The sequence below is a fragment of the Sphingobacterium faecale genome (assembly GCF_016746095.1).
Classification (GTDB): Bacteria; Bacteroidota; Bacteroidia; order Sphingobacteriales; family Sphingobacteriaceae; genus Sphingobacterium; species Sphingobacterium faecale.
The window spans coordinates 184,494-197,714 of record NZ_JAERTY010000001.1 but is presented as its reverse complement, the minus strand read 5'-3'; the positions used below and the strand labels follow the sequence as shown (position 1 = coordinate 197,714).

The window sequence follows — 13,221 nt, the reverse complement described above, 5'->3', positions numbered from 1 at the left end:
CCTATTCAATACCATAAATCCGTTTTAAGTTTAAGTCCAACTACTGATATAACTGACCAAACGCACCATATCGGTATCTTTCAAGAGAACACGATTATCCTGATCCATAAGGTAAAAAGTGGGGAAAGCCTTTAAATCGTAAAGATCATTGCGTATGATTTCTTCTTCTTTATTATAACCGTTTATCCAATTTTTAGGCAACTCGACTTCATAGTCCCGCCAATCCTTTTCATCTCCAGCGGCACAGACCGTCAGTAGCCTCATCTTGCTCTGCTTGGTCCGTTGCAGAAAGCGATCGATTGCTTTCAGATCAGCTAATGCTGACTTACAGGCATAGCACAGCGGGTGATAGAACATTACCAGTTTGTAAGTACCTTTTAAACTATTTAAGTCCTGCTGTTCGCCTGTTGCCTGTTGAAAGCTAAAATTATTCGCCACAGCACCAGGCAGATTTTTCTGCACCAAGGCTAGTTGCGTCCTATATCTAATCCGATCGCTTTCCTGCGTTCTATTCGAAGAAATCAAATAATGAAGTACCGTACTGTAGTAACGATCGTTTCTCAATGTCGAATTGGGGTCATAGAGACGCTCCTGCATTCTATCCGAAAGAAAGCGAAGTGCGCGTGGATTGCTCTCGGCTTGACCCAATGCAATATGGATTGCAGAGTCTACCTTTTCTAAGGAACTTTTATCTAATAACATAACAAAATTGATTAACAGGCGATCGATCTCCCCAACATTTCTGTCCAGATCGATTTTATCAAAATCTAAATCATTCCAAAAAGTAAGTATATCCGTCTTCGGAGGACGACTACAGGACGATAACCCTATTGTCAACAATACCCCTAAGACGAAGATAAATCTGCTCCTATCAATAATTAACTTATAGCAGTTGATTCTCATACTTTTGGCTTACAAGGTTCAACAAAAAATATTTCTCATAGTAGCCGCTGCTTTTCGCAGAAGCTAATGTTTACAAAACCAGTCCGAATCACGGCACTACCGCTTAGGCAATACCCAACACGAGACACATGTACACAATAAGCTATAAAAATTAGTCTGCTATTGTCAAGACTGCCCGGCTTAGCTTCGGATCATTGTAATACATATTCCCCACTCCACCTTCATATTTCAGATTCAGCTGTTTCTCCGATACACCAAACTCCTTTACCAAGGCCTGATAGACGGCTTCGGCACGTTTTTTCGATAGACGCATATTGATATCCTTATTTCCAGTTGCCTGATCAGCATAACCCGTTATATTGTATACCACTTCTTTCGCTCCAGAATTAATCACTTTGGCCAAGAAGCCAAGATTAACACGTACCTCATTACTCAACTTACTCCCATTAATCGGAAACGTGATCAGCAATGGTGCTGCCAATATTTTATTCTCAATCACCAATTCGGTCACGCTCTCTGACTTCGAGTTAGCCAGCTGCGCTCTTAATGCATCATTATCTTTAGACAAAGCCGATACCTGATCTCTTAATTTAATTAGTAAAGCGTCGTCATAGCTTTCACGAACCACTATGGTACTAGGTTTATCCCAGCTGTTTTTATTGAATTTATAAGATATACCCAACAGGGCAGCCATAGCTCCTTCCTTCTTTCTTCCTCCCAGTTCGCCATCGAATGCATCATCAAATAGGGTTCCCTGCACCTCGAAAGTCAGATCTACAGCCTTACCTAATCTAAACCTATTCAAGAAGCCTCCGGTACCTGTGACCTCGGTTCTTTTCGGTTCATCTGTAATACCTGAGAAGCCCAACCCCACATAAGGAACCAGCGCATACACACGCTCCTCTCGATATCCTCCGATCAGATTCATCAAATCAAACATGACATCACCGCGGAACTGGTAATAAGAGAATTTCTGCTTTTCCAACCATTTGCTTGCATCATATACCTCACCTGTGCTATAACTATGGTTCTGCGTCACCCCCTTCACCTGTCCGTAATACCCCAATATACGTGCACCAAAACCAGGTGTAAACCATTTACCACCGTACAATGAGAAAACAGGGCCTATACGCTCGCTTACTTTCATCTGTTTATTATGATCCCCAAAATAAATCTCTCCACCTCCTGAGGCTCCCATAAACCAGTTATCCCAAAATCGGTTGGTAGTTACACTAAATTTATTGTCGCTTTCAATCACTACAGTATCTCTTTTTACTGAAGCTGCATTTGTTTGGGAATAGGCGTTAACGCTAAAAAAGCCCAAAACAAAGAATAGGAAAAAAGATTTCCTTGATGAGATGTTTTCCATAACGGTAGTTTATGTGACACGCCTTCTTTTAACGTATCCTTTAATTTCATAGGTAAACAAAACGCTCCAAATAGATAGATTTTACGTTATACATCTATTAATGTATGTCTTATCTCTTCAAAATGATGCGATTCACTAATAACAAAGTTTACAATTAATTGTCAAAAGTCCGGAAAAAACACATACTCACATATACTCAAATACTACTTGCATACAAGAAATAGGTCCTAATACGATACAAAACACACTTTATAGTAAAAAAAAGAAACGAGTAATACCATTTACTTCTTTAGAGCCCTATTCTATCAAAGCTCCCTTTGCCATTGATGCCAGCTATTCCACATAGAAAGACGAAATTATGATAGTGCACCTCAGAAGGAAGCTATAGAGCCGAGTAGAAATGTCCTCACCTAGCATGCGCAAAACGCCGTACTATTTGGCAATATCATTTCCTGGTTGCTCATGCAGTCACAAATGGACGGTGTGGATACTCCATAACAGCAAAATATAAACACCATTGATAAGGAGGCGGCTACCCAAGCGCCTCCTTATCTTTTAACTGCTGGTTTCAAACACCTATATCTTCGGATCTGTCGATTCAGCTCCCGCACTACGCTTCCCCTTCTACGCGACTATAAAAACATGTCTTAATTCCCGCACAGCGCATGTGAGTATTTTTGAGTATATAAAGCAACCAGTCAATTGAGTAATTCTGAGGGAAATATATTTAACTTAGTCTTCACATCCTTTAATCGCACTTAATCGCATTAAAGACTGAAAAACAAAAATTAACAAACAGGTCTGCAAAATCGACCTGATTATTTTCAATACCGACAGCATATTATAGGTAAATATAGTTTAAGACATTATACCAAAGATATTATGGATAGAAAAAAGAAAAAATACCTCCCTCCATTACTTATTGTGACCAAAATAGAGTTAGAGCACAGCATCGCAGCTTCATCGACTACCATTGGTCCAGGTGGTGGTGGTACGAACAGCCAGCCTTGGATAACTGAAGAAGAGGTCGAAACCATAGAAAAAGACTGGATATTTTAAGACGAATAGAAGCATGAAGAAGACGAATTTAGATAGGAAGAGTGGATTATCTAAGCTAATCTACTCTTTCACTGTGATAGCACTCCTCCTCCACACACTATCCTCCTGTTCTAAGGATACTCCGAGCGAAGTGTTGCCCGATGGCTCTACCAAACTCAGTATCACCATTGGCAGTATAGTTGGCGAAGATGTAGTACCAGCAGGCACAAAGATGATGTCTACAGCTCCAAAAACCGCTACTGGCGAGCAGATACTAGACAAAGAAACAGTTAAATACAAAGATATCGAAGTTGATTTCACATTGGCCGAGGGACCTGATCTTACTTTTGGAGAGCAAGTAAAAGCTATCCGCTTTGAAAAAGTAAATGCATCGCCACCGGTCAAACAAATGAGCACGCGAGCACTCCAACCACTGGCAGCCGACATACCAATGGAAATCGGTGTCAAATACTGGTTTGTGCTGTTCAACCCTTCAACCCAGAAATTTGAACAATCCCTGCAGCTTGTATCAGGAACTCCTACGAAACTGGACGTGGTACGGAATCAAAACTACGAATGGTATGCCTATTCGTACGATGACACCGATAATATCACAGCTCTGGACCCGAACAATCCACAGATACAGACCAAGCCTGATCGCCCCTTTCTATATGCCAAGGGGACGATTAAAGCTACTGCAACAGGAGACACCCCTCTGTCTATTATCTTCAAGCATCAATTGCAACAGTTAAAAATACATGTAGATACGCGTGGTCTCTTCGGAGATATAACTAGCCTGTTGGCCAAATTCGCCAGCAGTACACCTATCAAAACCAGCGCATTTAATATCAAGACCGGAGCATTGACGGGAGCATTGACCAACGTACCGATTGAAGACCTTGTATTTTCAAACGTAGAAATTGATTCCGAGCGTCAGGTAGAGGCGCGCTACTATACAGCAGATCTTACCCAACGCAAATACATCATCGATCTAGAACAGCTATCGATCAAACTGCTCAACAACGTGGTTGAAGATCTACCGGTCAGTAATATTGGACTTGCCAATCGTACTTTTGAATTCACCACAGGTGGAGCTGGAAGGATACAATATGCCAAAGTGGACGTTTATAAAGTCTATCCGAGAAAAAAGATTCTCCATGTTGAAGGAAATGCTTTCTATGGTTATGCGGCATCAGCAAAAGCATCCGGAAATTTCATAAGGGATCCTATAAATTTTGGCCCATCTAGCCAATACCTACGAATAGAAGGGTTTGATTATGAAACTATCGCTCCTTCTATAAACACGCTAAAAAACAGGCTCGCTGATCCAGCGGACTATCCTGATATTATTATTGCCAGTCTGTTTGCTACTTTGTATGCAGATGATTATGCTGCTTTGCACAATTATATTAAACGTGGAGGAGTCGCCTTTTTGATGATAGAAAACCACCATTCGGCTATTCCACAGACTTTCTTGCGGGCACTATTTAACGACAATAGCATTACCACCATTGAAAACGGCGTAGCTGGAGCTATCTATAAATTCAATGATGTAGAATCTGATATATTGGCCTGGCCTTTTGACGATGTACGTGGCAAATACTGGGGGCAGGATGGATCACAGACCCTGTATGTCCAAAACCTCCCTGTCGATCAGGTCACGATCTATTCGGGATCTTCTGTCAACTTTACTCCTTTCACCACAGGCAATGCAGTTTCTATGTTTCGGCACAAGACCCTCAATTTCTTTTATATCGGAGATACTGGATTCTTATCCAACGAACTTCAAAACGGAATATATGTCAACTACACTATAGAACCCTTTGCGACGAATTCGCAAAATTTCCCTATAGCAAAACCCCAATATGGCCACTATTCCTTAACAGGAGCGCTGGAACCTGGAAAAACCAATGGATCATGGCAAGTGCACAATTCAGCCCTATTCGGCAATGCTTTTGCGGTAATGATCGCACAATCGCATTACAGCCCCGTTGACAGGTCTCCATTCTAACATAAGCGATATACACCACTTAGGGAGATCTAACCTAATTTTAGCTCGATAACACATACAAATACGTCTGAGGCTCATCCTCTCAGGCGTATTTCTTATCACAGTCCCTCCTATGTATTATAGATTATCTCCTACTCCACTGCAACAACTACGACATGGCCTAACTGATCAGCATACCAAGCACCACTACAGTCTGTAGGAGATTTCAGATAGTTTGCAAATAACCTCTTAAAATCAGAGCGTGTATTATCCAGATTACACCTTCAGCTCACTTGGAGGCATACCGAAGTACTTCTTAAAAGCAATACTGAAGTTATTTTGATGAGAAAACCCAACCACTGCTGTCACTTCACCTATAGACATTCGTTCATCGAGCAAAAGCCTACGGGCCTTTTCCATGCGTAATCTTGTAATGAAATCATATACCGTAATACCAAAATACTCCTTAAATCCCCTTCTCAACTTAAATTCGTTAAGCCCGACTTCGCGAGATAGATCTTTTTGCGTAGGCGGTGAAGCATACCGCGATTTCAGGATTTCTCTGGCCTGTTCCAGCTTGAATATATCATCGCCCTTGATCAATTCTTGTTCCTGTCCCTTGCCCCCTAGTTGCTCAAGCTGATACATGAGGAGTTCTAGAATACGTGCCTCTGTATGCATACGTTTTAGTTCACCTACTTGCCGGCAATTAATCATATCATCGATCACACGACGCATTTCTAAAGTCACAAAGAAATCCTCCGACGCAAATGAAGTATAGTTCCCCAGCTCTATTTCTCGGACAAAATCCTCATGCAGGATGGAGTGTCTATCAATAAGATTAAAGTAATAATCCTTACTGAGTACAATTAGAAAATACATATAATCAATTCCTTCTTTGATTTCATGTTCACTGCTTGTGGTAGGGATGTACCGTATATTATGTCGACTCCTTCCGTATAGTGCATTTGACTTGCCTTTCAACGGTTCCGTAGCCTTCTTATAGAAGATAAACTGACTTGTTATTGTTTCGCCATCCACCTCCGTATAGATATTTCGAGCTTGGTCAAAACACATTTCAGAATACATCAAAAATAGACCGCCGGAAGTAACTTGCCTATTTTTCAAAAAAACAGTATCTTCCTCTACCAGAATATCCCGCTCTGCCAAATGGTAGTTGGGCACATAAGCGTCTGGCACATTTTCCTCAAACAGCCATCCTGAAAGTCCATCGATACGTGATTTGATTAACATATTAACACTTCATTCAATGTATACAAAGATACATTTAAAATCTATTATTTAAAATCATTCTAAACAACATGTTTCCCTTATATTGTTATATCATTCCAAAGCTGAGTCCGTTTACATGCACCATTTTTGGTACAATATACGTATGCAATGTCTCTGGATGGGTGACTACTTCTACATCTATTCCAAAAATGGTATATATATTTCTTGAATTAATTACTTCACAGGGAGTTCCATCCATCAGTTTTCTTCCATTTTTCATCAGTAGCAGCCGATCAGCATACTGTGCTGCAAGATTAATATCATGTAGGACTGCGACAACCATCCACCCCCTATCAGCCAATGCACGGGCCAATGCCAACGTCTGATGCTGAAACCGGATATCCATAGCAGATATCGGCTCATCCAATAACAAGAGACAATTGGGTTGTTTCCATAACTGCGCCAATACGCGAGCCAAGTGTACCCTTTGTTTTTCACCGCCTGACAGACTTAAAATCGATCGCTGTTCCAAATGATCCACACCGCACAGACACATAGTCTCCCGGACCACGATAAGATCTTCTTCTTTTGGATTATGGGTATAGTACGGGTACCGTCCCATCATAACGATTTCAGCTACTGTAAAATCTGCCGAAACATGATGATGCTGTGCCATAGTAGCGCGCATTTTTGCTAAAGAAACCGGTGAGTAAGATTTTAGATCTGATCCAAAAAATAGAACTTTACCATCCGAAGGAATCTGTTCCGCATTAAGCATCTTTATTAATGTCGATTTGCCGGCTCCATTTGCTCCTAAAAGGGCTAGCATTTCTCCTGGTTGGATTACAAAGTTGATCCCTTTAAGGATTGTATGCTTTTTGATTGTATATGTTAGATTTTCTGCAACGAGCATTTTTAGACAATTATTTTCTTTTTGTCCCTGATTAATATGTACAAGAATAAGGGGGTCCCCAGTAATGCCGTCACCACCCCTATCGGAATTTCTGACGGCATGGCTATAGTTCTCGCGATAAGATCTGCAAGGGTCAATATTAGGGCTCCTAATAACGCCGAAGCCGGCATTACATATCTATTGTCCGCTCCTCCCAACATGCGCACCGCATGAGGTACCAGCAATCCGACAAAGCCGATTATCCCGGATACAGATACCGCGGCACCTACAGCCATGGTTGCCAATACGATGACCAGCATTTTAATCCTATTCGGTCGCTGTCCGAGCTGTTGAGCTTCCTGTTCTCCCAACGCAAAAGCATTGAGACTTTTTGCCATCATAGGCAATCCCACCAATGCCGCTACCACAAAAGGAAACAATGTCCAGACCGAATCCCATGTAGCCCCCCCCAGACTGCCCAACATCCAAAACGTGATCGAACGCAACTGCTGTTCATCCGACAAAAAAGATACAAGTCCTGTCAAAGAGCCGGCCAGCGCATTAATAGCAACACCTGCCAACAACATTGTACCGATATGAGGCTTGCCTTCATAAAGAGAGATTCTATAGACTAGCCAAGTCGCTACACCAGCTCCTGCAAAGGCACCTACCGCTAGTAGATAATGTCCCAAAAATTGTCCTAGTGTAGCAAACATAACAGTCTCAAAAGCGATAATTGAAGCTGCAACCAAAGATGCCCCAGCGGATACACCGATCAGTCCAGGTTCGGCTAATGGATTTCGGAAGATAGACTGTATGGCAGCCCCACTGATCCCTAGTGCAGCACCTACCAGTATACCCAACAATGTACGCGGCCAGCGTACAAGATCTATGATACCACTATAAAGTTCATCCACCGGGAGATCAGAACATACACCAAACTTCTGCACTGTATTTAACAACACCTCCCGCAAAGGAATAAAAAAAGCACCCAAGGCCAGTGAAGACAGCGTGGCTATGGCTAACAGCGCGACTAACAATACATAGATAATCTTTTTCTTCAAGAGAATTTATTTAAAAACCGACAACTGCATACTTAACTCTTTTATAGCCTGTGGCAACCGTGTTGAAAAGTTGATCAACAAAGGACCATTCATCGAAATCACCTGCTGATTCTTTCCAGCATTCGTCAGCGCTACCCCTGGCATATTCAGTACAGCTTGCTTACCGCCTATACTACTGGTTCCAAAGTCAAACAAAAGCAAGACATCGGGGTTGGCTCTTATTAATGCTTCTGTGGTATAAGGTTTAAAATCACTAAATTCCTGTACAGCATTACGCCCTCCCGATAGACTGATGATCGCATCAATGTGACTCCCTTTTCCTGCCACACTCATCATTCCGACACCACGTGCATAGATAAACAGTACTTTAGGTGACTTACTTCCATTCTTTTTGACCACAGCTAAGGTCTTATTTATGTCCTGCTGTACTTGTGCAGCCAATGTATTCCCTATTTCTATAGCGCCTACAGCAGTCGCAACATCTTTAATAAAACGTATGGCACCTTTGGTAGAGTATTCCTGATTTATTGTAATTACTTTAACCCCCAACCTCTTGAGTTTCGATTCCACTTCATACGTCAGTTCACTGGGAGCCGTAAGTACCATATCAGGTTTAAAAGATAATAATCCTTCCAACGAAAAAGTACGGTCCCGACTTGCTCTAGGTTTTTGCTTTACCGCAGCAGGATATTCACTGGTCACATCTACAGCTACGATATTTTCACCTTTTCCGAGCGCATACACAGTCTCGCTTAATGCACTGCTTAGGGTAATAATACGCTTTTGTGCTATTACTGTTTGACCCATCAAAAAGGTCAGCCCTACACAAATTAAAGTCTTTAGCTGTTTCATAATGATGCAAAGGAATAACTAAAAACAAGTAAAAACAAGTTTTTATATAGACTGATTAAAAATAATACGGATTGCATATAAAGTAATACGGATACCATATAACAAGTACAATAAGTCTTACCCACTTTTGTATCATTATGGTAAGTATCAAAATCAAAGAGGCTACAAAACAAGCCCATCAAGAACTCGAGAAGACTGTTGTTCTTCAACTTAAGGCTGTAAGAAATCAGTCCGACTATGCTGAAGTTTTAAAAAATTTCTATGCCTATTTTCAAGCTGTAGAAAAAGCTATTGCTCCTTTTATCGATAAGGATTCTCTTCCTGACATTGCCGAAAGACGGAACTCCTCTTATATAAGAGAGGACATTGAAGAATTAGGCTCAGACACCAGCACACTACCCACAGCCATTCCCCCTGTCATTACAAACCTACAGCAGGCTTTCGGTGCTCTATACGTATTAGAGGGGTCTATTATGGGAGGTCCCTACATTGTACAGATGCTTCAAAAATACGGCATGACCAAAGGGTTCCATTTCTTTTCGGGCTATGGAGCCGATAGTAGTAAGATGTGGGCAGCTTTTACAGCGGTACTGAACCGTGTTCCAAAAACAGAAGAAGAGGAAAGCACTATGGTAGAAACAGCCAACGAAACATTCCAAAAATTCGGCCAGGTCTTCGCTAGCTCTGCCTTGGCCGATTCTTAACTCCTCATCATGGAACAGACTAAAGCAAGCATACTGTCATTGCTGGCTGATCAAGGTTATCTGATCAGCCAGCAGCGTCGTATCATCATCGATACACTTTGCAAGACCCAATACATAGGCAGTGTCGAAGACCTATGGGTCACAATCCGTAGCAGCCACAATGTAAGCTGGGCCACTGTCCATAAAACAGTCCGGTTATTAGAACACTTAGGCTGTATAATACGCACGACAGTGTACGACCGCCATCAGCAATATACCCTTGCCCCGCTGTCGTAGGTTAAAATTCAGATTGCATATAAAATAATACGGATTGCATATAACTATTCCGAAACAAAATAAACACTTTTGCAATATGTTATTTAGAATTAGTTTAAATAAAATCTTAGCGTTAGCAGCACTATTTATAGCTACAAGTTGCGCCAAAGATGATGCTTCACCATCTTTAGAAGATGGTAAGAGCACGATTATATACGATTTAGCAGGAGACACTAAAGCTTCTATTGCCAATGGGATAGACGGGAAGGAAAAACGTCCCTTCTATACGTTTTTATATAATCTAGAACAAAAAAAACAGATCTGGATCCGTAATAAAGAAGATTCCATCCGTTGGTTCAAAACCGATGAATGGGACTTAGCATTTTCTGGTAATTACAACGGGGACATACAGCTCAACAATAAAAAGTACAAAGGTACACCTGGCTATGAGGGCGACATAGATAATACAGCACTCATCATGCTTAATGAGGCTTATGGCGTTGTTGAGACAGCACCTCCAGACAGTGATTTTGACAAAAGTAATGTGAGCACCATCGGGTGGGCCACGGACAACGCTTCTCCGGGCTGGTACAGCTATGATTTGACCACCCATATCATGAAAGCCTATCCCAATCGCACTTATATCTTACGGCTATCGAGTGGAAAATATGCTAAACTACAGATCGTGAGTGCCTACAAGGGCAATCCCCCTGCCGTATCTGACCTTTATTGGCCTGCTCCCTATTTTACCTTCAAATATTTTATCCAACAGGATGGTAGCCGTAATCTAAGTACAAGATAAACGATGAAAACACTATGTATCAAATCAAAAATAAGACCTTTAACCATACTATTTGGTACGATCTTAACTTTGGCTTCCTGTGGCGAAGTCTACGATATGAATGGTTATGACTGGGAGCCTGACACCCCACCCAGTGATTCCGTATTCAATCGTGAGATCCAGATTTTAAATCTGGGTGACAATATGCCAAAGGGTCATCTTCCATTAGATAAAGAAGACCCACTATTTTTCAGTTTAGAAAAATTCTCGTCTGTAGCTATAGCGTATCGCAGCAGTGAACGTTGGGATCTCAGTTTCAGCGGCACTGCCAGGAGTGCTATTGGAGGCAACAATGGCAAAAGACCAGGCTTCGGCCATGGTACCTCCAGTATTGGCGCTATTGCTGTCTTAGAGGCATTTTATGAGGATATAACAGAAGTTCCTGAGGAGCACTTGTTCCAACAGCCCGGATATTCAGGCCTCGACGATCAAGGTGAATTCGGTACGCCTATGGGACAGGCCGTATACACCTTTTTTGGAAATTTCGTACGTGAGAGTTTAGGTCAAGGTGCACCTTCACCCGAGTACTGGCATATGGTATACCCCTTAAATAAGCGCCTACTGGAGTCATTTCCTAAAGCGACAAGCATGTACAACGACATTCCGTTGCGCCCACGCACCCTGGTAATCAAAACCGCATCAGGCAACTATGCAAAAATAGAGATCGAGAGTTACTACAAAAACTCCTTAGATCCGCTCAAAATGATCCGTCATCGAGATACCCCAGCAGGATGTATCAGTTTTCGTTATATCGTTATAAAAGCAGCAGACAAACGTTTTGGCTTTGTCGAACGCGGCAAAAAGTTGACGGTCAATATGACCACTGGAAGAACTTCGGTATCTCCGACAAATTAGCTTATAAAAACAAATCAATAAAACATGAAAATTAATCCATTTATACACAATCTAACCTGCTTGGTATTGATACTCTTTATCACAGGAGCCTGTACCAAAACAGAAATACTTCCCTTAGAAGAACAAGTCAAGAATCGTATATTAGAGTATAAAATAGTCAATGACAATGTTCCCCTTTTTGGAGCAATAGATCACGACAATAACACCATAACAGTATACAGACCCTATTATTCGGGTATAGATCTTTTGATTCCAGAAATAAAACTGGAAGCTGGTACCATACTTGTTGACAAAGATGGAAAAGAGATCAATCTAGACGGCGGATTGAGTCCCGTCCCTGTAGATACAGCCGGATTTCAATACCGGATACTGGGCAACGATGATAAGATTCGAACCTATTCTCTATTTATTAAAACACAGGTATACCCTACCCCTCTCCAGGTAGGCTATTCTTTGGTCGGATCCGATATTGTCAACGATACCAAAGAGTATGAAATGGTTGTTGGCGGCTCCATTCTTTTATACGGCAACTTTGAATCAACCAGTACCAAATCGACTTTTGAAATCAAACATAGAGCCTCCGGCAAGACAGTTAACGATTTATTAAGTGTCAACGTGATCAAAATATCCAATGGCAATTATGTGGCCACGCTCCGCACAGACATCAAAGCAGACACCGGCTACTATGATATCAAAATGCACCATCAAGGCCGCACGGCTCAATTGCCTCCTTTGCGCCTTGTATTCCGAAAACCTGGAATGTTAACCCATACATCCAATGCAGATTGGGAGAAAGCCCCTGGAGAGATTATTACATTGAAGGGTTATACTGCCAATACGGCTTACGTGTATAATGCTACATTAGTAGGACTGAAAAGAGCCTATATGAAAATTGTTTGGGACAAAACCAAATATGCTGAATTTCCCGAAGGCTTTCCAGAATCGCTCTTGGACACTCCCATCGAAATCGACATCGTATCCTACACGCGTGACGAGTTAAAGATCAGAATGCCAAATCTTCCCCCAGGCAAGTATGTAGGACAAGCTGATGCAGGAGGGAGTTCCACTCTAGGACACCGGGTACGCTCTACCACTTTCGGCATCTACCTCGATTATGAAGACTGGACCGGCTGGGGTAAAGACAACCTGACAGGGTACTCGCGGGAAATGGTTGTTTTAAAAAAATAAAATACAAAAAGGCAATAAAAACATCATATAAGATTAG

13 protein-coding genes are annotated in these 13,221 nt (G+C 41.7%); 7 read left to right on the top strand and 6 right to left on the bottom strand.

Annotation, left to right across the window (positions count from 1 at the left end; translation table 11 throughout):
* Nucleotides 1–30 precede the first annotated feature (30 nt).
* Nucleotides 31–903 (bottom strand): DUF5106 domain-containing protein, encoded by an 873-nt coding sequence (locus JKG61_RS00725; protein ID WP_202101081.1) that lies wholly within the window; start codon nucleotides 901–903, stop codon nucleotides 31–33.
* Nucleotides 904–1,054: 151 nt separating this feature from the next.
* Entirely contained in the window at nucleotides 1,055–2,272 is a 1,218-nt protein-coding gene (locus JKG61_RS00720; protein ID WP_202101080.1) for an OmpA family protein, read from the bottom strand.
* An 882-nt stretch (nucleotides 2,273–3,154) separates the two neighbouring features.
* Here JKG61_RS00720 and JKG61_RS00715 point away from each other — a divergent pair.
* Together JKG61_RS00715 and JKG61_RS00710 are read left to right on the top strand one after the other, a co-directional pair.
* Entirely contained in the window at nucleotides 3,155–3,331 is a 177-nt protein-coding gene (locus JKG61_RS00715) for a hypothetical protein (RefSeq protein ID WP_202101079.1), read from the top strand.
* 13 nt (nucleotides 3,332–3,344) lie between these two features.
* The gene (locus tag JKG61_RS00710; RefSeq protein WP_202101078.1) at nucleotides 3,345–5,321 is read left to right on the top strand and encodes a hypothetical protein; all 1,977 of its coding nucleotides are present in this window, start codon (nucleotides 3,345–3,347) and stop codon (nucleotides 5,319–5,321) included.
* Nucleotides 5,322–5,576: 255 nt separating this feature from the next.
* Here the strand turns inward: JKG61_RS00710 and JKG61_RS00705 are convergent, their stop codons facing one another.
* From JKG61_RS00705 to JKG61_RS00690, 4 genes are all read right to left on the bottom strand, one after another.
* On the bottom strand, nucleotides 5,577–6,554 hold the full coding sequence (locus JKG61_RS00705) for a helix-turn-helix transcriptional regulator (protein ID WP_202101077.1): 978 nt from the start codon (nucleotides 6,552–6,554) through the stop codon (nucleotides 5,577–5,579).
* Between the two features lie 85 nt (nucleotides 6,555–6,639).
* Nucleotides 6,640–7,446 carry a heme ABC transporter ATP-binding protein gene (locus JKG61_RS00700; RefSeq protein ID WP_202101076.1) on the bottom strand — a complete coding sequence of 269 codons (807 nt, stop codon included), beginning with the start codon at nucleotides 7,444–7,446 and terminating at the stop codon, nucleotides 6,640–6,642.
* A gap of 2 nt (nucleotides 7,447–7,448) precedes the next feature.
* Complete coding sequence (locus tag JKG61_RS00695; protein WP_202101075.1) at nucleotides 7,449–8,489, bottom strand: FecCD family ABC transporter permease; 1,041 nt, start codon at nucleotides 8,487–8,489, stop codon at nucleotides 7,449–7,451.
* Between the two features lie 6 nt (nucleotides 8,490–8,495).
* Nucleotides 8,496–9,341, bottom strand: coding sequence for a heme/hemin ABC transporter substrate-binding protein (locus JKG61_RS00690; RefSeq protein ID WP_202101074.1), 846 nt, complete (start codon nucleotides 9,339–9,341; stop codon nucleotides 8,496–8,498).
* 137 nt (nucleotides 9,342–9,478) lie between these two features.
* Between JKG61_RS00690 and JKG61_RS00685 the strand changes: the two genes are divergently transcribed.
* From JKG61_RS00685 to JKG61_RS00665, 5 genes are all read left to right on the top strand, one after another.
* Nucleotides 9,479–10,045, top strand: a complete 567-nt coding sequence (locus tag JKG61_RS00685; RefSeq protein ID WP_202101073.1) for a biliverdin-producing heme oxygenase — start codon at nucleotides 9,479–9,481, stop codon at nucleotides 10,043–10,045.
* A gap of 9 nt (nucleotides 10,046–10,054) precedes the next feature.
* The gene (locus JKG61_RS00680) at nucleotides 10,055–10,321 is read left to right on the top strand and encodes a transcriptional repressor (RefSeq protein WP_202101072.1); all 267 of its coding nucleotides are present in this window, start codon (nucleotides 10,055–10,057) and stop codon (nucleotides 10,319–10,321) included.
* A gap of 76 nt (nucleotides 10,322–10,397) precedes the next feature.
* Complete coding sequence (locus tag JKG61_RS00675; protein WP_202101071.1) at nucleotides 10,398–11,102, top strand: HmuY family protein; 705 nt, start codon at nucleotides 10,398–10,400, stop codon at nucleotides 11,100–11,102.
* Between the two features lie 3 nt (nucleotides 11,103–11,105).
* Nucleotides 11,106–11,996, top strand: a complete 891-nt coding sequence (locus tag JKG61_RS00670; RefSeq protein ID WP_202101070.1) for an HmuY family protein — start codon at nucleotides 11,106–11,108, stop codon at nucleotides 11,994–11,996.
* A gap of 24 nt (nucleotides 11,997–12,020) precedes the next feature.
* Nucleotides 12,021–13,184, top strand: a complete 1,164-nt coding sequence (locus tag JKG61_RS00665; protein ID WP_202101069.1) for a hypothetical protein — start codon at nucleotides 12,021–12,023, stop codon at nucleotides 13,182–13,184.
* Nucleotides 13,185–13,221: the final 37 nt, after the last annotated feature.